The following is a 23,641-nucleotide window of genomic DNA, read 5'->3' as shown; positions in this document are numbered from 1 at the left end:
AAGAGTGGCGGCGGAATCCGGCAAGATCGACCCGATGCACCAGTTCGAGGTGACCCCGCTCGGCGGCGGTTTCAACCTCGGCGGGCATGAAGTCCTGTTCACCAACAGCGCGCTGTGGATGGTGATCGCGGCGATTGCGCTGGGCCTGTTCATGTGGGGCGGCATGCGCCGCCAGCTCGTTCCGGGCCGCTGGCAGGCCGCGGTCGAAGGCTTCACCGGCTTCATTTCGAACATGATGATAGCGAATATCGGCACCGAAGGCCGCAAATATACGCCCTATGTCTTCTCGCTGTTCATGTTCATCCTGTTCTGCAACCTGCTCGGCATGTTGCCGCTGGGCGTGCTGGGGCTGCATCCCTTCACCGTCACCAGCCATATCGCGATCACCGGCGTGCTCGCGCTGATCAGCTTTGCGATCGTCCTCGTCGTCGGTTTCTGGCGCCATGGGCTCCACTTCTTTTCGCTTTTCGTGCCGCACGGAACGCCGCTGCCGATGATCCCCATCATTGCGCCGATCGAGTTCGTGTCGTTCATGGTCCGCCCGTTCAGCCTTGGCCTGCGCCTGTTCGTCGCGATGACCGCGGGTCACGTGCTGCTGAAAGTGCTGTCGGGCTTTGTCATCAACGGTTTCAACGCTGAAACGCTCTGGCTCGGTTCGATCGTGTCGGTGCTCAGCTTCATCCTGATGATCGGGATCAGCGCGCTCGAGCTGCTGGTGGCCGGCATTCAGGCTTATGTTTTCGCCCTGTTGACCTCGCTGTACATCAACGACGCGGTCAACCTTCACTAAGTTACGTTTATTTTCAAACGATTATACCAAGGAGTAATATAATGGACGCAGAAGCAGCAAAGCTGATCGGTGCCGGTCTGGCAGCCATTGGTGCCGGCATGGCCGCCATCGGCGTGGGCAACGTGTTCGGCAGCTTCCTCGAAAGCGCGCTGCGCAACCCGGCAGCCGCCGACGGCCAGCAGGGCCGCCTGTTCATCGGCTTCGCCGCTGCCGAACTTCTCGGCCTGCTGGCGTTCGTCGTTGCGATGATCCTGCTGTTCGTCGTCTGATCCGACGATCGGGTAGCGCCGACCCCGGCGGGGTTGGCCTTCCCATGCAGGTTTTTCAGTAAGTTAAGGCTCGCCTTCCATGCCTCAAATAGCCCAGCTCACCGCTGACAACTGGTATCTTGCCTCGCAGCTTTTCTGGCTGCTGGTCGTCTTCGCCGGGATTTACCTGGTGATCGGTCGTGGCATGCTGCCCAAGATCGAAGCGACGGTGGACGCCCGTGACCGCAAGGTTGCCGACGATCTGGCTGCCGCCAAGGCGGCGCACGCCGCCGCGGACAATCTGGAAGAAAGCTATCGCCAGCAGAGCGACGCAAGCCGTGCTGCTGCGCAAAAGGCGGTGGCTGCCGCCAAGGACAAGGCCGCAAAGGATGCCGAAAAGCGTCTGGCCAAGGTCGACGCCGAACTCAGCGAGAAGCTGGCTGCAGCGGAAGCCGGTGTTGCAGCGGCGCGCAAATCGGCGATGGCGGAAATCGAATCGGTCGCGGCCGACGCAGCGGGCGACTTGGTCGCCAAGCTGTCGGGCGTAAAGGTTGCTGCGGCGGACGCCAAGGCAGCGGTGAAGGCGGTGCTCCATGGCTAATCTGACGCTGATTTTTGCCGAAGGCGCCGCTCCGACCGCATTCGGGATGGACGCAACGGTCTGGGTCTCGATCGCGATGCTCGTTTTCCTGGGCATCCTGATCTGGAAGGGCGTTCCGGGCGCGATCGGCGCCATGCTCGACAAGCGGATTGCCGAGATTTCGAAGCAATTGAACGAAGCCGAAGCGCTGCGTCTCGACGCCGAATCGCTGAAGGCCGAGTATGAAGCGAAACTGGCGACGGCGACGAAGGAAGCCGACGACATGCGCGCGCGTGCCGAGGCCGAAGCCGAAGCGGTGATCGCCAAGGCGAAAGCCGACGCTACCGCGCTGATCGGACGCCGCAAGCAGATGGCCGAAGATCGCATCGCGGCGGCCGAAGCCGGCGCACTCGCCGAAGTCCGCGCAGCGACCGCCAAGGCGGCGACCGCCGCGGCAGCTGCGCTGATCGCCGAAAAGCATGACGCCAACGCCGACAAGGCGCTGGTCGATCAGGCCATTGCGAGCGTCGCGAAGGGCTGATTACCCGGACATTGCCGAATACAGAACGCCCGCGGATTTCCGCGGGCGTTTTGCTGTATGTGGACGGCTCGGCTGCTGACGACTGGAAGCAGCCGTTCAATCCAATCCCCGTTCGTATCGAGCGAAGTCGAGATACGCGTGGCTTGGCGTGGGCCTTCGGCATGTCTCGACTTCGCTCGACACGAACGGAGGTTGGGATGATCGGGAAGCCACCCCACGCCCGACATTCCGTCCATCGACAGCTATGCTTCGGCAAACGCCTTCCTGCCTCAGAACTTGATCATGATCCGCCGCGCCAGAGCCGGTGAGATGCTGTGGACCAGCTGCAAAATCTTTACCATGCCGACGTTGATCTCGGCCTTGCCGGTGCGGATGCCGTGGACGATTTCAGCGGCACAATCGTGGGCGCTCATTTTCTTGCCGCTGCGACCCGCGGTCAGGTTGGTTTCGACGACGGGCGGTAACGCCTCGATCACACGGACATTGCTGTCCTTGAGCAGGTGACGGATCGCCTGGGTGTAACTCCGGAGCCCGGCCTTGGTGGCGCAATAGATCGCACCGCCGGCGCGCGGCGCGATCGCAAGGCCCGAGGTGACGTTGACGATCGTCGCCTCGCGCTGGGCGCGCAGCGCAGGTAGCAAGCGGGTGCAAAGCGCGATTGGGGCGTCGAGGTTGGTCCGGATGCACAATTCCGCACTGCCCAGCGTCCCGGCGTCCTCAAGCTCATATTCGCTGCCGATCCCGGCATTATTGACGAGTATGGCGAGCGGTTTCCCCGCTACGCTCGTCACGACGGCATCGACCCCTGCGGCGGTCGACAGATCGCCGGCGATCGTGCCGAATCCCAGCGCCGCCATCGCTTGAAGCTTTTCCGTCGAGCGCCCCGTGACGATCACATCAGCGCCGAGCCCCTGCAATTGTAGCGCGATCTCGCGCCCGATGCCGTCGCTCCCGCCGGTGACCAGCGCCAGTTTGCCGCGTAACTCCATAAGACCCCTCCCATGTTTTACCCTGCACACTATGGCGGGTCGTATCACCTTCGCCTACATGCAAAATCATGGCCCGCCCGAACGCTCCCGACCGATTCAATGAAGAGAAGGCGACCTATGTCGTGCGCGGCGGCGGCGAGGAGGGCGACAAGCCCGACCTCGAGCGCGGGGCCGAGGCGATCCGCAGCGTCGTGCGCAAATTGCCGGTGCGTCCGGGCGTTTACCGCATGCTCGATGCGCGCGGCGACGTGCTCTATGTCGGGAAGGCGCGCGCGCTCAAGAACCGGGTCACCAACTACACGCAGGTCGCGCGGCTGCCGCAGCGCCTGCAGCGGATGGTGTCGCAGACGCGCGCGATGGAGATCGTCACGACGACCAGCGAGGCCGAGGCACTGCTGCTCGAGGCGCAGCTGATCAAGCGCTACCGCCCGCCGTACAATGTGCTGCTCCGCGACGACAAAAGCTTCCCCTTCATCCTGCTGCGCACCGACCATGATTTTCCGCGCGTGCAGAAGCATCGCGGCGCACGGCGCGCCAAGGGGCGCTACTATGGTCCATTCGCGAGCGCGGGTTCGGTGGGGCGCACGCTCAACGCGCTGCAAAAAACCTTTCTGCTGCGCAGCTGTACCGACAGTTTCTTCGCCAATCGCTCGCGGCCGTGCCTGCTCTATCAGATCAAGCGGTGCAGCGCGCCGTGCGTCGATCGCATCGCCAAGGCCGATTATGCGGCGCTGGTAAGCGACGCGCAGGACTTCCTCGAAGGCCGCTCGACCGCCGTGCAGAAGCGGCTGGGCGACGCGATGACTAAGGCCGCCGAAGCGATGGACTATGAGCAGGCCGCGGTGCTGCGCGACCGGCTGAAGGCACTGACCTTCATTCAGGGCAGCCAGTCGGTCCACGCCGACGGGCTGGGTGACGCCGATGTGTTTGCGCTCGCGGCGAAGGGCGGCCAGCTCTGCATCGCGGGCTTCTTCATCCGCGGCGGGCAAAATTGGGGGCATCGCAGCTTTTTCCCCGCGCATGTCGCAGGCGTACCCGAGGGCGAGGTACTCGAAAGCTTCCTCATGCAATTCTACGAAGGCCTGCCGCCGCCGAAACTGATCCTCGTCGATCGCGAACCCGACGAATGCGCATTGCTCGCCGAAGCGCTTGGCGAAGCGGCGGGGCGCAAGGTCGAGATCAGCGTGCCGCAGCGCGGCAACCGCAAGCGTCTGCTCGATCAGGCGGTGCGCAATGCGGGCGAGGAACTCGACCGACGCCTCGCCGAAAGCAGCAGCCAGGCCAAGCTCGGACGCGAGCTCGCCGATCTGTTCGACCTCGACGAACCGCCGCAGCGCATCGAAATCTACGACAACAGTCATATTCAGGGAACCAATGCGCTTGGCGCGATGGTCGTCGCCGGCCCCGAGGGCTGGATCAAGGGCGCATACCGCAAGTTCAACATCAAGCGCGCCGAAACCCAGCCGGGCGACGATTTCGCGATGATGCGCGAGGTGTTCCAGCGCCGCTTCGCACGCGCGATCGAGGAAGATCCCGAACGAACGAAGGGCGAATGGCCCGACCTAGTACTGATCGACGGCGGCAAGGGGCAGGTTTCGGCGGTCGCATCGGTTTTTGCCGAGCTCGGGATCGACGACCTGCCGTTCGTCGGGGTCGCCAAGGGGCCGGATCGCAACGCCGGGCGCGAGACCTTCTATCACCCCGACGGGCGCGAATTCACGCTGCCGACGAACAATGCGGTGCTGTTCTATATCCAGCGGCTTCGCGACGAGGCGCACCGTTTTGCGATCGGCGCGCACCGGGCGAAACGCGCGAAGGCGATGGGCAGCTCGCCGCTCGACGAGGTGCCGGGCATCGGCCCGGCGCGCAAGAAGGCGCTGTTGATGCACTTCGGCACCGCCCGCGCGATCAAGGGGGCGAGCCTGGAGGATCTGCAGAAAGCGCCTGGGGTCAGTGCCGGTGTGGCGCAGGCGGTCTATGATTTCTACAATCCGGGGGGATGAAGATTGAGCCCCTCTCTTTCAGGGGAGGGGTTTGGGTTAGGAAGGGACAGGACATGGATTTTGCAGCCGCCATGCCGCTTGCGGGAACGCTCGGCGTTACGATCCACGAAGGAAGCAAGGATCGCGTCGCGGGCAAACTGCCCGTGCGTCCCGAGATTTGCACCGCGGGCCATATCGTCCATGGCGGCGCTATCATGGCCTTCGCCGACTGTCTTGGCGCTGTCGGCGCGTTCCTGACGCTGCCCGAAGGCGCGCAGGGCACGACGACGATCGAGAGCAAGACCAATTTCCTTGGCGCCGGGCCGGTCGGATCGGTGTTGGTAGGAGAGGCGACCCCAGTGAAGATCGGCAAGCGGCTGTCGGTGTGGCAGACGTGCATTCGCACCGAGGACGGCGCCGACGTGGCGTTGGTAACGCAGACGCAGATGGTGCTTTGGCCAGCCTGACCGCCACCGCGATCGTCTGCGCGGTCCGTGCGCATGGCGAACATGGTGCCATTCTGCGCGCTTTGACCGAGGAAGCGGGACTTGTTGGCGGCTATGTGCGCGGCGGGCGGTCGACGCGGCTGCGCCCGATCCTTATCCCGGGCAATCTGGTCGCGATCGAGCTGCGCGCGCGGACCGAGGAGCAGTTGGCGAGTGCGACCGCCGAGTTGCTCGCCAGCCGCGCGCCGCTATTGGCCGAACCGCTCGCGGCGGCGGCGATCGACTGGGTGACCAGCCTGACCGCGGCAACGCTGCCTGAAAGCCAGCCCTACCCCGCGCTATATGCCGCGCTTTCGGCGGTGCTCGACGCGATCGGCGCCGCCTCCGCGGCGCGGCAATGGGCGGCCGCGCTGGCGCGCTACGAATTGCTGCTGCTCGCTGAACTGGGTTTCGGGCTGAACCTCGAGGAATGCGTGGTGACGAGTTCGACGAACGAGCTTGCTTTCGTCAGCCCGAAATCGGGCGGCGCGGTGAGCCTTGCAGCGGCGGCGGGTTATGAGGAACGGTTGTTTCGCCTGCCGGGCTTCCTGCCGGGTCACGATGCAAATCCCGCGATGGACGATGTAATCGACGGGCTGATCATCACCGGCCATTTCCTCGACCGTGACGTCCTCGATGGCCGCAACCGGGACTTGCTGACGGCAAGGGAAAGATTGGTCGACCGGCTCAAGAGGGCGGTTGCGTGACTCGGCCGTGCTGCCTAGAGGAGCAGCGTCGAACCGGGACTATCCGCCCACTCCGTTTGTGCTGAGCTTGTCGAAGCACCGTCCTTTCTTTGACGGCGCCAAAGAGAAGAGCGGCCCTTCGACAAGCTCAGGGCGAACGGTGTTTCTGGACGAAAAGGGTGACGCATTGAAAATCCTGCTGCTGGCTGGCGACGGTATCGGTCCCGAGATCATGGTGGAGGCCGAAAAGGTCCTTGGCGCGCTCGCGCTTCCCGTCACGCTCGACCGCGCGCTTGTCGGCGGGGCGGCGTTCGAAGCGACCGGCCATCCGCTGCCGGCTGAAACGCTCGAAAAGGCAAAAGCCGCCGATGCGATCCTGTTCGGTGCGGTCGGCGATCCACGCTTCGACAATGTCGAGCGGCATCTGCGCCCCGAACAGGCGATCCTCGGGCTGCGCGCCGAATTGGGCCTTTTCGCGAATCTTCGCCCGGCCAAATTATTCGCCGGGCTCGAAGGCAGCTCGGCACTGCGCCCCGAAGTCGCGGCGGCGATCGATCTGCTGATCGTTCGCGAGCTCAACGGCGACGTCTATTTCGGCGAAAAGGGCATGCGTACGACCGTGGGGGGAGAGCGCGAGGGTTATGACGTCATGTCGTACAGCGAGAGCGAGGTGCGGCGCATCGCGCATGTCGCGTTCCGCGCGGCGCATGGCCGCGCGAAGCGGCTTTGCTCGGTCGACAAGGCGAATGTGCTCGAAACGTCGCAGCTGTGGCGCGACGTGGTGATCGAGGTTGCGGCGGAATATCCCGACGTTGCGCTGACGCATATGTATGTCGACAATGCCGCGATGCAGCTCGTGCGCAATCCGGGCCAGTTCGATGTCGTCGTCACCGGGAACCTGTTCGGCGACATCTTGTCCGATCAGGCGTCGATGTGCGTCGGGTCGATCGGGCTGCTCGCATCCGCGTCGCTCAGCGAAGGCCACTTGGGCCTGTACGAGCCGATCCACGGCAGCGCACCCGACATCGCGGGCAGGGGCGTCGCCAATCCGCTGGCGATGATCCTCTCGCTCGCGATGCTGCTCCGCCATTCGGGCGGCGACGAAGCGAGCGCGGCGCGGATCGAGGCGGCGGTGGCCAAGATACTCGCAGATGGTTGCCGCGGCGCCGATCTGGGCGGAAACATGGGCACTTCTGCTCTGGGCGATGCGGTCGTTGCGGCTTTGAGCGCGTGAAAGCCGCACATTACTCACCGTAGCCCTGAGCTTGTCGAAAGCGCCTCCCGGCGAGGAGCGCCCTTCGACAAGCTCAGGGCTACGGTTTAGACAGCTAGAAATACACGGACGGTTGAGATGAAAAAGACCACGGGCTTCGATCGCAGCACCACCCGCAACTGGCACCCGGCGACCCAGGCGGTGCGCGGCGGCACCTGGCGCAGCGAACATGGCGAAACGTCGGAGGCGCTGTTCCTGACCTCGGGCTACACCTATGACGATGCCGAGACGGTCGCCGCGCGTTTCGCGGGCGAGGCGCAGGGCATGACCTATTCGCGGCTCCAGAACCCGACCGTCGCGATGCTCGAGGAGCGCATCGCGCTGATGGAGGGCGCCGAGGCGTGCCGGACGCAGGCGACGGGCATGGCGGCGATGACGACCGCCTTGCTCTGCCAGCTGTCGGCGGGCGACCATATCGTCGCGGCCAAAGCTGCGTTCGGATCGTGCCGCTGGCTGGTCGACCAGCTGTGCCCGCGCTTCGGAATCGAAACGACTGTGATCGACGGGCGCGACAACGACGCGTGGGAAAAGGCCATCAAGTCAAACACCAAGGTCTTTTTCTTCGAAACACCTGCGAACCCGACGATGGATATTGTCGACATGCAACATGTGTGCAGCGTCGCGCGCGCGCACGGCATCACGACGGTGGTCGACAATGCCTTTGCCACGAGCGTGCTTCAGCGCCCGATGGACTTCGGCGCCGACGTCGTCGCCTATTCGGCGACCAAGCTGATGGAGGGGCAGGGGCGTGTGCTCGCGGGCGCGGTGTGCGGGACCGAGAAATTCATCAACGACGTGCTGCTGCCGTTCCAGCGCAATACCGGCCCCAACCTGTCACCGTTCAACGCGTGGGTGGTGCTGAAAGGCCTCGAAACGCTCGACCTGCGCGCGCGGCGACAGTCGGAGAATGCACTGGCGGTCGGCAAATTTGTCGAAAAGCGGGTGCCGAAGATCCTCCACCCCGGTCTTGCCAGCCATCCGCAGCATAATCTGGCGATGAGCCAGATGGAGGCGTGCGGGCCGATCTTTTCCTTCATTCTCGAAGGGCGCGAACAGGCGATGGCGCTGCTCAACGCGCTCGAACTGGTCGATATTTCGAACAACATCGGCGACTCACGGAGCTTGTGCTGCCACCCCGCATCGACCACCCATTATAGCGTCAGCGCCGAAGCGCGCGCCGACATGGGGGTCGTTGACGGCATGCTGCGGATCAATATCGGGCTCGAAGACCCGCGCGACCTGATCGCCGATCTGGACCAGGCATTGACCAAAGTCGGGCTTTGAGCGACGCTGTGGGCGCGATGATCGACTCCTTCTTCCCCTTTGCCGCGACCACCGGCCCCGTCACGGTGCGTGTGTCGGTCAGCTATCTGCCCGAACAGTCGCACCCGGCGCTCGGTCGCTGGTTCTGGGCCTATCATGTCCGGATCGAAAATCATGGCGACGTCGCGGTCCAGCTGATCAGTCGTCATTGGCGGATCAGCGACGGGCGCGGCCAGATCAGCGAAGTCGAAGGCGAAGGGGTCGTCGGCGAACAGCCGCTGATCGCGCCCGGCGGCGCCTATGACTATGTGTCGGGCTGCCCGCTACCAACCCCCGAAGGGTCGATGGTCGGCAGTTATGCGATGGAAATCGGCGACGGATCGCAGATGCTGGTCGCGATCCCGCATTTCCCGCTCGTGGCGCCTGCGACCGCCGCATGAAGCGCACGCACCTGCCGCTCAACGCCCTGCGCGTGTTCGACGCCGCTGCCCGGCATTTGAGCTTCACGCGCGCTGCCGACGAACTGGCGGTAACCCCGGCTGCGGTTGGACAGCAAATCCGCGCGCTCGAGGATATGCTCGGCGTCGTGCTGTTCCGCCGCACGCCCAAGGGCTTGGAGCTGACCGGTGAGGCCGAGGCAGGCCTTGATGCGCTGCGACAAGGCTTTCTGCAGTTCGAGGAGTCGGTCCGCGCGATGCAGGCGGGGCAATCGTCGCAATCGCTGACGATTGCAGCGCCGCGCGATCTGACCGCCAAATGGCTGGCGCCGCGGCTCGCGCGCTATAGCCAGCAGGCGCCCGACGTGCGTTTCACCTTGGTGTCCGCCGACAGCGGCATCGACTTCACCGAGGCCAACCTCGATCTCGCGATTTTCTGGACCGACGGCGCGGGTGATCATGAGGGCGTGGCGCTCGCCGATCCGCTGATGGTGACTGTTGCGGGCCCGGGCAGCAGTAGCGACACGCGGATCGCTTGGCCGGGCTGCCCGGTCGCCGATGGCGAACCGGCGCTGCGTTTGGGCGACGCCGGTCTCGCCATCGATGCGGCAGCCAACGGACTTGGCCACGCCAATGTCCCGGCAATGCTTGCCGAGGCCGATATTGCGGCGGGCCGCGTTCGCCAGATTGGCGAGGCCGTTACAGTGAAGCGCGGTTACTGGCTGGTCGCGCCGACGCCGCAATGGCGACAGGCCAAGGTCAAGGCGCTGGTTGCCGCGTTGACGGCGTAAACATCGCGCATCGGGTCGCTATTTGGCGGCCAGCGCCAACAGTCGGGTCACCAGGCTGACCATCGTTTCGGTTGCCACCGGCGCGTCGGGGTTGTTCCAGCTTGCGGTGACCACGAACCATTTGCCGTCGGACTTGCGTTCGCCAAGCAGGCTCATCGATATTACGCCCAGTTCGGACCCGCCTTTGTAACCGAGCCAGCTCCAATCCTTGGTGGCGCCCGGATTTACGCCGGGGTTGATCGCCATCACCGACATCGCCGTCGGCGAGTTGCGCTTGCGCAGGTCGATCATCAATTTTGCGACGTCGTTGGGGCTGGCGAACCATTCGAGACTGTCGATATAGCGCGGTTTTCCGGCGAAGCTCACGCCGTCAACATTGGACAGGGTCAATCGGTGCTGGTTGGCATTGATCAGTTCGCGTTGCGCCGCATCGTCACCCGCAATAAAGGTGGAGCGCTCGCTTCCGAAATTGTTGCCCTTGAGGGCAAAGGCCTCGACCGTGGTCAGAAACGGAATATTGCGCGACGGATTGCTGTGCCCTGCCGCCCGCATCCGCGCCTCAATCGCCTCGCGGCCGAGCTGGAGGATCAGCGTGTCGGTCGCGCTGTTGTCGCTGACCGAAATCATCCAGTTCGCCAGGCTTTGCAGCGTGACCGGTGTATCCTTCGGCCAGTTTGCGGTGCCCATCGACGAAAAGCTGAGATGCGAAAGCGGCACGACATCGGACCAGCGGCGCTTCTTCGCGGCGACCTGGGCCGCCAGTTCATCGAGAATATAGAGCTTGAAGGTCGATCCGACGGCGAATTGCTGGTCGGGGTTGGCCGATGCGAGCGGGCGAACGGTGTCGCCGGTGATTTCGGCAACGAGGAAGCCGGTCGACCCCGGCAATGCGGCAATTTCGGCGGCGACGGTGTCGAAACTGTCGTTCGCCATTTCAAAGCCGGTCAGGCGCAGGCCGATGACGCGCGCGTCGGGATCGGCGCCAACGTCGAGCAGTACCGTCCCGACGCCCTTCTCGAACCGCAGCGCAAGCGAGCCTGAACGGCCGTCGTTCGACGCCAGCTTCTCGACGGCGATCGGCTTGCCATATTGCGCGATCAGGCTGGCGGTCATCGCCCTGAACTGCGCCTCGGGCAGGGCGGATTGGAATGTCGGGTCGAAATAATCGGCGAAGGCAACCGAGCCGCCCAGCACATCGACAAGCTGCGCAGCGCGTCGCTCGAAGGCGGAGTCAGCCGCGGCCTGCATTTCGGGCGACTGCGCCAGGCTCGGTCCGGCGGGCAACGTCAGCCCAAGCGTAAATGCCAGTAAAATAGTCTTTCGGACCATGACGACCCCCGTTTCCGGCGAAAATTCAGCGGCAATCCTACGCGTCGATCGCCGCCTCGTCGAGCGTCGCGGCATTGGCCTGAATGAACTGGAAACGATGTTCGGGATGCTTGCCCATCAACCGGTCGACCAGATCCTTGACCAGATGTCGCTCCTCATATTCCTGTGGGAGCGTAACGCGCAGCATTGAGCGCGTGGCGGGGTCCATCGTCGTTTCTTTCAATTGGTTAGGATTCATTTCTCCCAACCCTTTGAAGCGGCCGACCTCGACTTTCTTGCCCTTGAACTGCGTCGCTTCAAGCTCGGCGCGATGCCCGTCGTCGCGCGCATAGGCCGACATGCTGCCCGCGGTCAGGCGATAGAGCGGCGGTTGCGCCAGATAGACATGCCCGCGGCGTACGATGTCGGGCATTTCCTGAAAGAAAAAGGTCATCAGCAAGGTCGCGATATGCGCGCCGTCGACATCGGCATCGGTCATGATCACGATTTTTTCGTAGCGCAGCCGGTCGGCATCGCAATCCTTGCGCATGCCGCAGCCCAGCGCGAGCGCCAGGTCGGCGATCTCCTGATTGGCGCGGATCTTGTCGGCGCTCGCGCTCGCTACGTTCAGTATCTTGCCGCGGATCGGCAGGATCGCCTGCGTCTTGCGGTCGCGCGCTTGCTTGGCGCTGCCGCCGGCACTGTCGCCTTCGACGATAAACAATTCCGTGCCTTCGGGGCCATCATTCGCACAATCTGTCAGCTTGCCGGGCAGGCGAAGCTTTCGCCCGCTGGTTGCCGTCTTGCGCTTGACCTCGCGCTCGGCCTTGCGCTTCAGTCGCTCGTCCATGCGATCGAGCACAAGCCCGAGCAGCGCGCGGCCACGGTCCATATTGTCCGACAGGAAATGGTCGAAATGGTCGCGAACGGCGTTTTCTGTCAGGCGCGCCGCTTCCGGGCTGCTCAGCCGGTCCTTGGTCTGGCTCTGGAACTGCGGGTCGCGAATGAACACCGACAGCATCATCTCACCGCCGTTGAACACGTCCTCGGCGGTGATCTGCGCCGCCTTTTTCTGACCGATCAGCTCGCCAAAACCGCGCAAACCCTTGGTCAGCGCCGCGCGCAGCCCCGCCTCGTGCGTGCCGCCGGCGGGGGTCGGAATGGTGTTACAATACCAGCTATAGCTGCCGTCGGACCACAGCGGCCAGGCAATCGCCCATTCAGCGCGGCCCTGGTCGCCCGGAAAATCCTGACGGCCGATGAACGGCTCGGCGGTCGCACATTCGCGCGTTCCGATCTGCTCCTTCAAATGATCGGCGAGACCACCCGGAAATTGGAAGGTGGCTTCGGCAGGGGTGTCGTCACCGATCAACTCGGCGGCGCATTTCCACCGAATTTCCACGCCCGCGAACAAATAGGCCTTTGACCGCGCCATGCGATACAGCCGCTGCGGCTTGAAGCGCTGATGGTCGCCAAAGATTTCGGGGTCGGGGATGAACGACACGCTGGTCCCGCGCCGGTTGGGGGTCGGGCCGAGCTCCTCAAGCCCGCCGACCGGAGTGCCGCGCGCAAAGCGCTGGCGATAGAGCTGCTTGCCGCGCGCCACTTCGACCTCGGTATCAATCGACAGCGCGTTGACGACGCTGATCCCGACGCCGTGCAGGCCGCCCGATGTCGCATAGGCCTTGCCTTCGAACTTGCCGCCCGAATGCAGCGTCGTCAGGATCACCTCCAGCGCCGATTTGCCGGGAAATTTCGGATGCGGATCGATCGGGATGCCGCGGCCGTTATCGGTGACGGTCAGCCGGTTCCCGACATCGAGCGTGATTTCGATGCGGCTGGCATGGCCCGCCACCGCCTCGTCCATGCTGTTGTCGATCACCTCGGCGGCCAGGTGGTGCAGCGCGCGCTCGTCGGTGCCGCCGATGTACATGCCGGGGCGCCGCCGGACGGGCTCCAGCCCCTCCAGCACCTCGATCTGCGAAGCATTGTAGCTCTCGGTAGCCGGGGTCGCGGCGTCGAACAAATCGTGACTCATGCCTTGGCTATAGGGGGCGGGAAAGCCCGCTGGCAAGCGCGGTTTTCGGGCGATGCGAACCGGACCGCAGGCACTCGATTCGTCCCGTTTTTGTGTGTCGACGGAACTTTGGGCAAGCAGGACGGGTTTGGCGGGTGACTAAAAAGTCATTCAAAAAGCGGAGTAAAACATGAAAGCTCTTTCTCTCCTCGCCGTTCTGGCGGCCAGCACCGTCGCCGTCCCGGCCTTCGCGCAGGACCGCGACCCGTCACAGGATTTTGACGGTCCCTACATCAGCATTGGCGGCGGCGGCACGTTGCAAGGCAGCGATCGCGGCGAAACCGTGCTGTTCGATACCAACCGCGATGGCACCTATGGCGACCAGGTCACGACCGTGGGCGGCGCCAACGCCTTCTCGACCGGCTTCTGCAATGGTGCGGCCACCAGTACCGCCAACCTCAATTGCCGCAACGACAAGGACGGCCCCGAATATTTCGCCCGGTTCGGCTTTGACAAGCGCATGGGCAATTTCGTCCTTGGCGCCGTGATCGAGGGCGGTCGCAGCGTGGCGCGCGACAGCGTCACCGCATTTTCGACCACGCCGGCGAGCTACACCTTCAGCCGTGAAGCCGATTATCAGGCGAATGCCCGCCTGCGCGCCGGTTACACCCCCGGTGGCGGCGCGTTGTTCTATGTGACCGGTGGCGGCGCCTATGCCCGTCTCGATAACCGCTTGACCACGAGCAACACCGCCAACAGCTTTGCCGACAACGGCAAGACCAACGGCTGGGGCTATACCGCAGGCGGCGGCGCCGAAATCATGGTGACCAACAACATCGCGGTTGGGCTCGAATATCTGTACACCGACATCAAGGACAATGATTTTGTCGTCAATGTCGGCCAGGGTACGGCACCCGCGACCAACCCGTTCCTGCTCAATGGTGGCGGGACCGACATGAAGCGCAGCAGCGACCATTTCCGCACCCACAGCGTGCGCGGGACGCTGAGCTTCCGTTTCTAAACTATTGAAAATAAGTAGTTGAAAGGCGTCGGATCGAAAGGTCCGGCGCCTTTTTGGCTATTCGGGCGTCGGTGCCGCGAAGATCGCGAAATTTCCGTTCGCACTGCTGACCAGGCGGCCATCCTGATACAGTTTGGCGTCGATATTGGCGACACGTTTGCCGCGGTGCAGCACTTGCGCCTCGCAGGTGAGCCGCCCTTCACCGACACGGACATGATAGTTGAATTTGATCTCCAGCGTCGCGCACCATCGATCGGCGTCGAGCACGCTGGTCAGCGCACCCCCCATCGCGGTGTCCGCCAGTGAATAGGCAACACCGCCGTGCGCGGCACCTTGCGGGCTGAAATGCTGATGGCGATTGACGTCGATCGCCATCACGCAGCGCCCGTCGCCGCGCTCGACCATTTGCAGGCCAAGCGCGCGCGCGAACTCGAACTCCTGAGCGAACGGCCTCACCGAACGCGCCCTATCGTACGCGCGGACCTCCGAACGGCGGCGGCGGGGGCGGACGGCGCGTGCCGCGCGGCAACTGCGCCTGATAGGCGCGGCCGCAATGCTCGACGCAATAGGGGAAGCCGGGGTTCACGGCCTGCCCGCAGAAATGGAAATCGGGCTCGCCCGGATGCCCCATCGGCCAGCGGCAGATACGGTCATTAAGGTCAAGCAGGCTGGTTTTGTCCGCGATTTCCGGGCTTGGCTTGGCCGGCACCAGACGGCGCGGCGGCGCAGGCGGGATCGGCGCCTGCTGATCGCCAGGTCCTTGGCGGATAAAGCCGCCAGGACCGATCGACACGATACGCGGCTGGTCGCTCTTCGGAGGCTGTTCCCCCACCGATCCGTCGGCGGTCGGCGTATCGACCGTCGGCCGTGCTTCGGACTTGGGCGGCGCGGGTGCGGCGGGCCGCGGCGCGACCGGTGCAGCGGCGCGCGGGGCGGCGACGGGCGCCGCCGGCTTGGGCGCCGCAGGGGCTGCGACTTTCACCGGCTTGACCTTGTCGGTCGCCTTGACCGGCGAGGGGCGCGATTTCAGACCGAGGCGATGCGCCTTGCCGATCACCGCGTTGCGGCTGACCCCGCCCAATTCGTCGGCGATCTGGCTGGCGGTCAGCCCTTTTTCCCACATGGTGCGCAGGCTTTCGATGCGCTCATCGGTCCAAGACATATTCAAATCCTTATCATTCCACGCCGCGGGTGGTGTCGCGGTCATCGATGCGATCCATAGGGATCGGCGCCACTGCCCAGCTTGCGGTAAGATCGGGGAGGCGATAGGCGAGAACGCCATGAACGACCAGCCCCAAATTTCGCGACCCGACTCGAGCAAATTCGCGGCAACCCCGCCCTTTGCCGAACCGGGAGTGCCGCACATCCGGACGCTCAACGTGCCCGGCATGCAGGCGCTATATGTCAAGGAGGTGCGGCGGTTTTTCAAGGTCCAGCTGCAAACAATCTGGGCGCCCGCGATCACGACGCTACTGTTTCTGGTCATTTTCACCGTGGCGCTCGGCGGCGCAGGCCGCGAAGTGATCGGGGTTCCCTTCGCCGATTTCATCGCGCCGGGGCTGATCATGATGGCAATGCTGCAGAACAGCTTTGCCAATTCCAGCTTTTCGCTGCTCGTCGGCAAGATCCAGGGCACGATCGTCGATTATCTGATGCCGCCGCTTGCGGTGGGTGAGCTGATCATCGCGCTGATCGGCGCGGCGATCACGCGGGCTATCCTTGTCGGGATCGCACTGTGGCTCGCGATGACACTGTGGCCGGGGGTCAGCGTGACGCCTCAGCATTTTTGGGCCGTCGCGGTGTTCGGGGTTCTCGGTGCCGCGATGCTCGGGTTTCTGGGCCTTATTACGTCGGTCTGGGCAGAGAAGTTCGATCATGCCGCCGCAGTGACCAATTTCGTCGTCACCCCGCTCGCGCTGCTTTCGGGAACCTTCTATTCGGTCGACCGGCTGGCGCCCTGGTTCCAGACCGTCGCGCACGGCAATCCCGTCTATTACGCGATCATGGGATTTCGCTACGGCTTTATCGGTACGGTCGATTCGACGATCAACAAGCCGGTGGTGACCGCAATCGCGGTGCTGATCGCGGTCAATATCGTGCTGGGACTGCTGACCTATCGCCTGCTTGCTTCCGGCTGGAAGCTCAAAGCCTGACCATCAGTGGCGATGGATGGCGCGGACGCGGTAACGGCCGTCGTCCAGCCCTTCGAACATCGCGTCGATCTGCGGATGATCGATCGGCCCGCCTTCGGCGTCGGGCACCAGATTCTGCTGGCTAACGTAAGCGATATAGGATGAATCGCCATTTTCGGCGAGCAGATGGTAATAGGGCTGCTCTTTCGCCGGACGGATTTCCTCCGGGATCGCTTCATACCACTCGTCGCTGTTCGCAAAGACCGGGTCGATGTCGAACACGACGCCGCGAAAATCGAACATGCGGTGGCGCACGATGTCGCCGGGCGCGAAGCTGGCAGCACCGATCAGCGGCGCCGTTACCGCCCCATGATGGTCGGAGGAAGATTTGGAAATCATGTGCCTAATCTATGGCTATTCCCTGCTGTTTCAACCCTGTTACACTCGGCTGCCCGCCGGTGGGTCGAATCCCGGCTGTGATACGCGTTACAGATGTTGGCGCGAGCCGAGCTAAGCTGTCTGCTCGGCCGCCGGTTATACCGGGCTGGATTGCGGGCCGTGTTGATTGCAACAGGGAAAGGCATAGCATGAGCGACATTCCGACGAGCAACCCACCGCCAAGCCCCGCATCGGGCATTATCGAGCGGGCCAAGAACATCATCCTGAAACCCAAGGAGACGTGGGCGGTCATCGACACCGAGCCCGCGACGACCCAGTCGATCTACATGCCTTACGTGCTGGTGCTGGCCGCGATCGGGCCGATCGCCCAGTTCATCGGCGGGCAGGTTTTTGGCTACGGGGCATTTGGCATCAGTTTTCACCCCCCGATCGGCACCGCGCTGGTTTCGGCGATACTGTCTTATGGCCTGGCGCTCGCGACGACCTTTGCCCTGGCGCTGGTGATCGACGGGCTGGCGCCCAACTTCGGTGGGCAAAAGAATCAGGTCCAGGCGCTGAAGGTCGCGGCCTATTCGGCGACGGCAGGCTGGCTGGCGGGAATATTCGGCCTGATCCCGGCGCTTGCGATCCTGGGACTGCTCGGCCTCTACAGCCTCTATCTGCTATACCTGGGACTACCGATCCTGATGAAGGTGCCGCAGGACAAGGCGATGGGCTATACCGTGGTCGTGATCATCGTCGCGATCGTATTGTTCCTGATCGTCGGCGCGATCGTCGCGTCGCTGACCACACCGTCGCTGCCCGACATTCGAATGTAGATCAATCGACCGTCCCGATAGCGATGCCGGGGCGGTCGTCCGCTGGTGGTCAGATCAGGGAAAAATGGAGGAGAGTGAGGGATTCGAACCCTCGGTACCGTTGCCGGCACTTCGCATTTCGAGTGCGACGCTTTCGACCACTCAGCCAACTCTCCTCGCTGAGAGGTGACGCCCCTAGCGGCGGCTCGCGCGAGTTGCAACCCTCTCGTCACAATTTCGCGCGTCCGCCGCCCGATGGCGTCCCAATCAGGGCTTTTCGGCTTCCCACCAATAGGGCGCGCGCGTGCGATTGCCCGTCGCGACCTCGTTCATCGTCAGCGGATCGTACAGCCGCCCGCCCAGCATCACGCGGTGAATTTTTTCGGTATTGCGAATGTCCTGTGTCGGATCGGCGTCGAGGATCAGCAGATCGGCGAGCTTGCCCGCTTCGAGCGATCCGACATCCTTGCCATAGCCGAGCGAGGTAGCGGGCATGATGGTCGCGGCGCGCAGCGCATCGACATTGCTCCACCCGCCGCGCACGAACGACCAGATCTCCCAATGCGCGCCAAGCCCCGATTGCTGTCCATGCGCGCCGATCGACACCATTCGTCCTGCGGCGGCGATCTTTCCTGCCTCGCGCGCCGAATCATCGTCGACATAGTCGCCCTCGGGCGCGATCGTGCGGCGCTTGTTGTTCGCGGCGAGCTGGGCAGGCGGGATGTGCCTGGTCAGGATCGGATGCTCCCATACATTGGTGTGCGCGCGCCAATAGGGGTCGCCCGCCGGGCCGCCGTAGGTGACGACCAGCGTCGGGGTGTAATCGACCTGCGTCTGCCCCCACAGCTGCACCAGATCCTTGTAGAAGGTGTGGAGCGGGATATTGTGCTCGACGGTCGAATTGCCGTCCTGGATCAACGACACGTCCATCGTGTAGAGCGAGCCGCCCTCCGGCACGACGAGCATGTTCTCGGCCTGCGCGGCCTTGACCACCATCTGGCGCTGATCGCGGCGCGGCTGGTTGTAGTTTTTGACGCTATGCGCGCCCTGCGCCTTCAGGCGGCGGACATGCGCCAGCGCGTCGTCATAGCCGTTGATCTCGGCATAGACCCCCGCCGCTTTCGCGCCATAGATGATCTCGCCGGTCGAAAAGATCCGCGGCGCCAGGATCAGCCCGGCGCGCTGCATTTCGGACGACACAAAGATTTCCGAGGCGCGCGACGAGGGGTTGTGGCTAGTCGTGGTCCCCATCGCCAGATTGACGATTTCGGACCAGTTCTGCTGCGGGATCAGTTCGTCATCGCCGTGACTGCCATGGGCGTGCGCATCGACGAAACCGGGTACGATCGTCTTGCCGGTTGCATCGATGGTGACGGCGCCGGTCGGGACGCTGATCGACGCCAAGGGGCCAACCGCAGTGATGCGGTCGCCTTCGATGACGATCGCGCCATTGTCGATGATGCCGCCGTCGGCGCCCGCCATGGTGACGATGCGCGCGCCGGTGATGACGACGGTGCCGCGGCGTTTGGCCGCCGTTTGCGTCATGGCGAGCGAGACGCCATCGGTCGGCGGCGTGAATTTGGGTGCCTTGTCGTCGGCGGGCGCGTTGGTGAACAAACGCGCTAGGTCGGCGCTGAACAGCGTCGCCCCCCGGCTCCAGTGCAGGCGTCGACCGCCGTTGGACCAATGGATATATTCGGCGCCGCTGCCGCTAACCCGCGTTACGGGCAAGGCTCCGCTCTTGGTGCCGAGCGACACGTCCTGCCCGCCGGGCATCAGCGGGGTGACATAGGCGTCGTAGTTCTGGCGGAATGCCAGCGTCCCGCCGTCGGGCGAGATTTCATAGTCGCTGACCAGTTCGCCGTTAGCATGGGTGCGCTTGTCCTGGCCGCTGAGGTCGGTGCTGACGAGCTGGCTTTTGCCGTCGCCCGCGGTCACCATGAAAATACGGTCGTTGGTCGCCCCATATTGCGGCTTTGCGCCGTCGCGGCTGACCAGTTCGGCAGAGCCTCCGCTCGCCGCCATGCGATAGACGCCGGTGTCCTCGCTCCAGCGCGCCGAGGTCAGCCCGCCGCTGCCGCGCCGCTCGAACACGATTGTCTTGCCGTCCGGAGAGAAACGCGGTTCGGCATAATGGCCGGGAACGGTCGTAAGCTTGCGCGATGCGCCACCGCCTGCACCGACGACGTGAATTTCGCCGAGCCCGCTGTCGGTCCAGCGGACGAAGACGAGCGACTTGCCGTCGCGCGACCAGCTTGGCCATGCCTCCATCGCATCGTCCCTCGCGGCGGTCAGTCGCCGCGCGGTGCCGCCGCTGGCGGGCTTGATGTACAGCTTGCCGAGCGTTTCGAACACGACGCTACGCCCATCGGGCGACACCTCGGCCCAGCGCGGCATCTGTGTCGTAAAGCTGTCCGGTGCCACCTCGACCGCCGGGTGGGTGGCGTCGATGATCACGCGGTCATCGTTGATGCTGAACGGAATGATCCGCGCGTCGCCGCCCTGGCTGCTGACGCGGCGCAGCTTGCCGCCCGACCAAAAGACGATATCGCTACTGTCGGGAGTCCACGCCATGTTCGGATAGACGCCGGTGACCGCCCAGGTTTCCTGCACATCCTGGTCGAGCGCATCATAAACCTTGCGCTCGATCCCCGAAGTGAGATCTTTCACATAAAGCTTCGATTGGGTCGCTTCACGGCGCACGAACGCCAGTCGCTTGCCATCGGGGGAAGGGGTGGGGCGCACCGCCCCGCCATCGCCCGACGCCGCAGTGGTAACCTTCGCTGCCTGCAAATCATAGCGTTCGATGTGGAACAGGTCGGTGTTGCTGTCCTGCGCATATTCAAAGATCGGGCCCGGGGTGACATTGCGCGTGTAAAACACGCTCTTGCCGTCGGCGGCGAAGATCGGTTCGCCGAGCTCCTTCTGGTGGCGCTCATTGGGTTTCTTGACCAGCGGCACGCCGGCGCCGCCCGAGACATGGTACATCCACACCTCGCCGGTGCCGAGCGAGCGGCCCGTGGTGAAATGTTTCTTCGCGACAATGAACTGCCCGTCGGGCGACCAGCTTGGCTGATTGAGCAAGCGGAAATCTTCCTTGCTCAATTGCACCTTGTCGCTGCCGTCGCGATTCATCAGCCAGATATTGTCGCCGCCTCCCCGGTCGGACACAAAGGCGATCCGCTTGCCGTCGGGCGAAAAGCGCGGCTGATGCTCGAACGCGAGACCTTCTGCGATGCGCGTCGGGGTGCCACCCTCGATCGGCATGGTGTAAATGTCGCCAAGCAGGTCGAAAGCGATGGTGCGGCCGTCGGGTGAAACATCGACGTTCATCCAGCTGCCTTCATCGACGGCAATCGGCACCTTGCGCGTCGCCATCCCCGGCGGAGCGTTGACGTCCCATTTCTGGGCTTTCGCATCTGCGGCGGGCGCTGGTGCCGCCTGCTGGGCAAAAACCGAAGTCGAACAAGCCAAAGTCGCCGCAAGGGCGAGAGCGAAGCGCGCCATGAAATTATCCCCGTTTGAAATTATGTGCCGACCATATGATGCTGTAACGAACATGCAAGCGACAGGTTTCGACGAAGGCGCTGGCACGCTCGACAGGCGGCTGCTAGCCCGACCCAAAGACAGCAATGGGGAGAGTGAAGCGTGCCGCTCAAGGGAATAAGAGTCCTCGATTTCGGGCGCTATATCGCCGGTCCCTATTGCGCCGCCCTGCTCGCCGACTATGGCGCCGACGTCATCCGGATCGAGGCGCCGGGCGGCAATGACGACCGGTTCACGGTTCCGGTGGCCGACGACGGATCGGGGGCGATGTTCCTGCAGATGAACCGCGGCAAGCGCTGCCTGACGCTGAAGCCCGGCAGCCCCGAAGGACGCAAAATTGTCCGGCAGCTCGTCGAAACCGCCGATGTCGTCGTCGCCAACCTGCCGCACGACGCGCTGACCAAGCTGGGGCTCGATTTCGCGAGCTTGTCCGCGATCAACCCGCGGATCATCCTTGCCACCGCGTCGGCATTCGGCAGCGAGGGGCCGCTGGCGCAGAACGTCGGTTTCGATGCGGTCGGACAGGCGATGTCGGGCGCGGTACATTTGACCGGGACGCCCGATCAGCCCTACCGCGCGCAGGTCAATTACGTCGATTTCGGCACCGCGCTGCACACCGCCTTTGGCGTCATGCTGGCGCTGCGTGAGCGCGAAACGACGGGGAAGGGGCAATGCGTTTCGGGGTCGCTGCTCGGCACCGCGCTTGCCTTTTCGAACGCGTTGGCGATCGATCATGCGCTCAACGGCGTCGAGCGTCAGCCGATCGGCAATCGGAGTTACAGCTCCGGGCCGACCGACATCTTTCGGACGTGTGATGGGTGGATCGTTACCCAGATCGTCGGCGGCGGCATCTTTGCCCGCTGGGCCAATCTGGTCGGGCGGCCCGAACTGATCGACGATCCGCGCTATGCCAGCGATATCTTGCGCGGCGACAATGGCGAAGCGCTGAGCGCGATCATGCAGGCATGGTGCATCGACCGGAGCAGCGCTGACGCCATCGCCGAACTGGGCGCGGCCCGCGTTCCGGCAGCGCCGGTGCTGCGCGCAGCCGAAGCGTTAGCGCAGCCGCAAGTGGCCGCAATGGGGCTCGTCGAGCCTGCCGACTATCCGGGAACGCCCGGCGGCGCGCCCATCATTCGGGCGCCGATCAGTTTGTCGGGCAGCGACAAGGTCGCTTCGACGCGCGCGCCGCAAGTCGGCGAACACAGCGACGCGATCCTGGCCGAACTCGGCTATGACACGACTGAGGTCGCAGCTTTACGTGCGGCAATTATTATTTGACCGGCTAGGGGTGGACGGCGATGGCATCGATCTTTAAATACCGTTCAGTATGAAATTCAGTGCAGGAGCTCCGCGATGACCGATCAAGCCGAATATGTGCCGCCAAAAGTGTGGACGTGGGACAAGGATAGCGGTGGACGCTTTGCCAACATCAATCGCCCGATCGCCGGGCCGACGCACGACAAGGATCTGCCCATCGGCAAGCATCCGCTGCAACTCTATTCGCTCGGCACCCCCAATGGGGTGAAGGTCACGGTGATGCTCGAAGAGCTGCTGGCGGCAGGTCATAGCGGCGCCGAATATGACGCGTGGCTGATCAACATCGGCGAGGGCGATCAGTTTTCGAGCGGCTATGTCGCGGCGAACCCGAACAGCAAGATCCCTGTTCTCGTCGATCGCAGCGGCGCCGAGCCCATCCGCGTGTTCGAATCGGGGGCGATCCTGATTCATCTTGCCGAAAAATTTGGCGCCTTCCTGCCGACCGAGACCGCGAAGCGTGCAGAGACCTTGTCGTGGCTGATGTGGCAGATGGGCAGCGCGCCGTTCCTTGGCGGCGGCTTTGGCCATTTCTACGCCTATGCGCCGACGAAGCAGGAATATCCGATCAATCGCTATGCGATGGAAGTGAAGCGCCAGATGGACGTGCTCGACCGGCGCCTCGCGGAGAGCGAATATGTCGCGGGCGCCGACTACACCATCGCCGACATGGCGATCTGGCCCTGGTACGGCGCGCTGGCCAAGGGGCTGGTCTATGACGCGGGCGAGTTCCTGCAGGTGCATGAATATAAGAATGTACAGCGCTGGACCGACCAACTGGCCACGCGCCCCGCGGTCAAGCGCGGGCGGATGGTCAATCGCGTTACCGGCGATCCGGCGAGTCAGCTTCGCGAACGCCACGACGCATCGGACTTTGACCTCAAGACCCAGGACAAGCTGGAGACCGCTCAATAAGCGCAATTTGCGACGGGCGACGACCGCCCGTCGTTAGCGCTGCGTCAAGGAATGGCGCAAACCGCCGACAAGGCCGCTGCACTGCACGCAAATGCTATGTAAAATACGCAAAAGCGGCGTCGGG

23 protein-coding genes and 1 tRNA gene are annotated in these 23,641 nt (G+C 63.8%); 16 read left to right on the top strand and 8 right to left on the bottom strand.

Going from position 1 to position 23,641, the window contains the following annotated elements:
- The first annotated feature begins 4 nt into the window (after nucleotides 1-4).
- The 4 genes from FFS18_RS09685 to FFS18_RS09670 all read left to right on the top strand — a co-directional run bounded on the left by FFS18_RS09685 (nucleotide 5) and on the right by FFS18_RS09670 (nucleotide 2,159).
- On the top strand, nucleotides 5-790 hold the full coding sequence (locus tag FFS18_RS09685; RefSeq protein WP_137870636.1) for a F0F1 ATP synthase subunit A: 786 nt from the start codon (nucleotides 5-7) through the stop codon (nucleotides 788-790).
- A 41-nt stretch (nucleotides 791-831) separates the two neighbouring features.
- Nucleotides 832-1,059 carry a F0F1 ATP synthase subunit C gene (locus tag FFS18_RS09680; RefSeq protein WP_003044110.1) on the top strand — a complete coding sequence of 76 codons (228 nt, stop codon included), beginning with the start codon at nucleotides 832-834 and terminating at the stop codon, nucleotides 1,057-1,059.
- A 79-nt stretch (nucleotides 1,060-1,138) separates the two neighbouring features.
- On the top strand, nucleotides 1,139-1,639 hold the full coding sequence (locus FFS18_RS09675; protein ID WP_120216210.1) for a F0F1 ATP synthase subunit B family protein: 501 nt from the start codon (nucleotides 1,139-1,141) through the stop codon (nucleotides 1,637-1,639).
- Nucleotides 1,632-2,159, top strand: a complete 528-nt coding sequence (locus FFS18_RS09670) for a F0F1 ATP synthase subunit B family protein (protein WP_137870635.1) — start codon at nucleotides 1,632-1,634, stop codon at nucleotides 2,157-2,159. The genes FFS18_RS09675 and FFS18_RS09670 overlap by 8 nt, the downstream gene beginning before the upstream one ends.
- Nucleotides 2,160-2,428: 269 nt before the next feature.
- On the opposite strand, the gene FFS18_RS09665 is transcribed toward FFS18_RS09670, so the two are convergent.
- Nucleotides 2,429-3,148 (bottom strand): SDR family oxidoreductase, encoded by a 720-nt coding sequence (locus FFS18_RS09665; RefSeq protein WP_137870634.1) that lies wholly within the window; start codon nucleotides 3,146-3,148, stop codon nucleotides 2,429-2,431.
- A gap of 68 nt (nucleotides 3,149-3,216) precedes the next feature.
- On the opposite strand from FFS18_RS09665, the gene uvrC reads away from it, so the two are divergent.
- From uvrC to FFS18_RS09630, 7 genes are all read left to right on the top strand, one after another.
- Nucleotides 3,217-5,151: an excinuclease ABC subunit UvrC gene (uvrC, locus tag FFS18_RS09660; protein ID WP_137870633.1), complete on the top strand. Its 1,935-nt coding sequence runs from the start codon at nucleotides 3,217-3,219 to the stop codon at nucleotides 5,149-5,151.
- 53 nt (nucleotides 5,152-5,204) lie between these two features.
- Nucleotides 5,205-5,597 (top strand): PaaI family thioesterase, encoded by a 393-nt coding sequence (locus tag FFS18_RS09655; protein ID WP_120216206.1) that lies wholly within the window; start codon nucleotides 5,205-5,207, stop codon nucleotides 5,595-5,597.
- On the top strand, nucleotides 5,585-6,322 hold the full coding sequence (gene recO, locus FFS18_RS09650; RefSeq protein WP_137870632.1) for a DNA repair protein RecO: 738 nt from the start codon (nucleotides 5,585-5,587) through the stop codon (nucleotides 6,320-6,322). The genes FFS18_RS09655 and recO overlap by 13 nt, the downstream gene beginning before the upstream one ends.
- A 166-nt stretch (nucleotides 6,323-6,488) precedes the next feature.
- Complete coding sequence (gene leuB, locus FFS18_RS09645; RefSeq protein WP_137870667.1) at nucleotides 6,489-7,535, top strand: 3-isopropylmalate dehydrogenase; 1,047 nt, start codon at nucleotides 6,489-6,491, stop codon at nucleotides 7,533-7,535.
- A 117-nt stretch (nucleotides 7,536-7,652) separates the two neighbouring features.
- Nucleotides 7,653-8,858 (top strand): trans-sulfuration enzyme family protein, encoded by a 1,206-nt coding sequence (locus tag FFS18_RS09640; protein WP_137870631.1) that lies wholly within the window; start codon nucleotides 7,653-7,655, stop codon nucleotides 8,856-8,858.
- A 17-nt stretch (nucleotides 8,859-8,875) separates the two neighbouring features.
- Nucleotides 8,876-9,277 carry a Co2+/Mg2+ efflux facilitator ApaG/CorD gene (gene apaG, locus FFS18_RS09635; RefSeq protein WP_120218160.1) on the top strand — a complete coding sequence of 134 codons (402 nt, stop codon included), beginning with the start codon at nucleotides 8,876-8,878 and terminating at the stop codon, nucleotides 9,275-9,277.
- Nucleotides 9,274-10,065, top strand: coding sequence for a LysR family transcriptional regulator (locus tag FFS18_RS09630; RefSeq protein ID WP_137870630.1), 792 nt, complete (start codon nucleotides 9,274-9,276; stop codon nucleotides 10,063-10,065). Before apaG ends, FFS18_RS09630 begins: the two co-directional genes overlap by 4 nt.
- A gap of 18 nt (nucleotides 10,066-10,083) precedes the next feature.
- Here the strand turns inward: FFS18_RS09630 and FFS18_RS09625 are convergent, their stop codons facing one another.
- Both FFS18_RS09625 and parE read right to left on the bottom strand, forming a co-directional pair.
- On the bottom strand, nucleotides 10,084-11,394 hold the full coding sequence (locus FFS18_RS09625; RefSeq protein WP_137870629.1) for a serine hydrolase: 1,311 nt from the start codon (nucleotides 11,392-11,394) through the stop codon (nucleotides 10,084-10,086).
- Nucleotides 11,395-11,431: 37 nt separating this feature from the next.
- Nucleotides 11,432-13,411: a DNA topoisomerase IV subunit B gene (parE, locus tag FFS18_RS09620; RefSeq protein WP_137870628.1), complete on the bottom strand. Its 1,980-nt coding sequence runs from the start codon at nucleotides 13,409-13,411 to the stop codon at nucleotides 11,432-11,434.
- Nucleotides 13,412-13,580: 169 nt separating this feature from the next.
- On the opposite strand from parE, the gene FFS18_RS09615 reads away from it, so the two are divergent.
- Entirely contained in the window at nucleotides 13,581-14,411 is an 831-nt protein-coding gene (locus FFS18_RS09615) for an outer membrane protein (protein ID WP_137870627.1), read from the top strand.
- A 57-nt stretch (nucleotides 14,412-14,468) separates the two neighbouring features.
- Here FFS18_RS09615 and FFS18_RS09610 read toward each other — a convergent pair whose 3' ends face one another.
- Both FFS18_RS09610 and FFS18_RS09605 read right to left on the bottom strand, forming a co-directional pair.
- Nucleotides 14,469-14,867 (bottom strand): PaaI family thioesterase, encoded by a 399-nt coding sequence (locus tag FFS18_RS09610; RefSeq protein WP_137870626.1) that lies wholly within the window; start codon nucleotides 14,865-14,867, stop codon nucleotides 14,469-14,471.
- 10 nt (nucleotides 14,868-14,877) lie between these two features.
- The gene (locus tag FFS18_RS09605) at nucleotides 14,878-15,573 is read right to left on the bottom strand and encodes a GcrA family cell cycle regulator (protein WP_137870625.1); all 696 of its coding nucleotides are present in this window, start codon (nucleotides 15,571-15,573) and stop codon (nucleotides 14,878-14,880) included.
- A gap of 118 nt (nucleotides 15,574-15,691) precedes the next feature.
- Between FFS18_RS09605 and FFS18_RS09600 the strand changes: the two genes are divergently transcribed.
- Nucleotides 15,692-16,564: an ABC transporter permease gene (locus FFS18_RS09600; RefSeq protein ID WP_137870624.1), complete on the top strand. Its 873-nt coding sequence runs from the start codon at nucleotides 15,692-15,694 to the stop codon at nucleotides 16,562-16,564.
- Between the two features lie 3 nt (nucleotides 16,565-16,567).
- Here FFS18_RS09600 and hspQ read toward each other — a convergent pair whose 3' ends face one another.
- Nucleotides 16,568-16,942: a heat shock protein HspQ gene (gene hspQ, locus FFS18_RS09595; RefSeq protein WP_120216197.1), complete on the bottom strand. Its 375-nt coding sequence runs from the start codon at nucleotides 16,940-16,942 to the stop codon at nucleotides 16,568-16,570.
- A gap of 188 nt (nucleotides 16,943-17,130) precedes the next feature.
- Here hspQ and FFS18_RS09590 point away from each other — a divergent pair, with 188 nt between their 5' ends.
- Complete coding sequence (locus tag FFS18_RS09590; protein ID WP_137870623.1) at nucleotides 17,131-17,760, top strand: Yip1 family protein; 630 nt, start codon at nucleotides 17,131-17,133, stop codon at nucleotides 17,758-17,760.
- Nucleotides 17,761-17,825: 65 nt separating this feature from the next.
- Here FFS18_RS09590 and FFS18_RS09585 read toward each other — a convergent pair.
- Nucleotides 17,826-17,915 (bottom strand) — tRNA-Ser (locus FFS18_RS09585).
- Nucleotides 17,916-18,006: 91 nt separating this feature from the next.
- Complete coding sequence (locus tag FFS18_RS09580) at nucleotides 18,007-21,246, bottom strand: amidohydrolase family protein (protein WP_137870622.1); 3,240 nt, start codon at nucleotides 21,244-21,246, stop codon at nucleotides 18,007-18,009.
- 141 nt (nucleotides 21,247-21,387) lie between these two features.
- On the opposite strand from FFS18_RS09580, the gene FFS18_RS09575 reads away from it, so the two are divergent.
- Nucleotides 21,388-22,566, top strand: coding sequence for a CaiB/BaiF CoA transferase family protein (locus FFS18_RS09575; protein WP_137870621.1), 1,179 nt, complete (start codon nucleotides 21,388-21,390; stop codon nucleotides 22,564-22,566).
- A 75-nt stretch (nucleotides 22,567-22,641) separates the two neighbouring features.
- Nucleotides 22,642-23,517 carry a glutathione-dependent disulfide-bond oxidoreductase gene (gene yghU, locus FFS18_RS09570; protein WP_137870620.1) on the top strand — a complete coding sequence of 292 codons (876 nt, stop codon included), beginning with the start codon at nucleotides 22,642-22,644 and terminating at the stop codon, nucleotides 23,515-23,517.
- Nucleotides 23,518-23,641 lie beyond the last annotated feature (124 nt).

The organism is Sphingopyxis sp. 2PD (genome assembly GCF_005503695.1).
Lineage (GTDB): Bacteria > Pseudomonadota > Alphaproteobacteria > Sphingomonadales > Sphingomonadaceae > Sphingopyxis.
The sequence above is the reverse complement of the archived record's forward strand: the minus strand, read 5'-3'. Positions and strand labels throughout refer to the sequence as shown.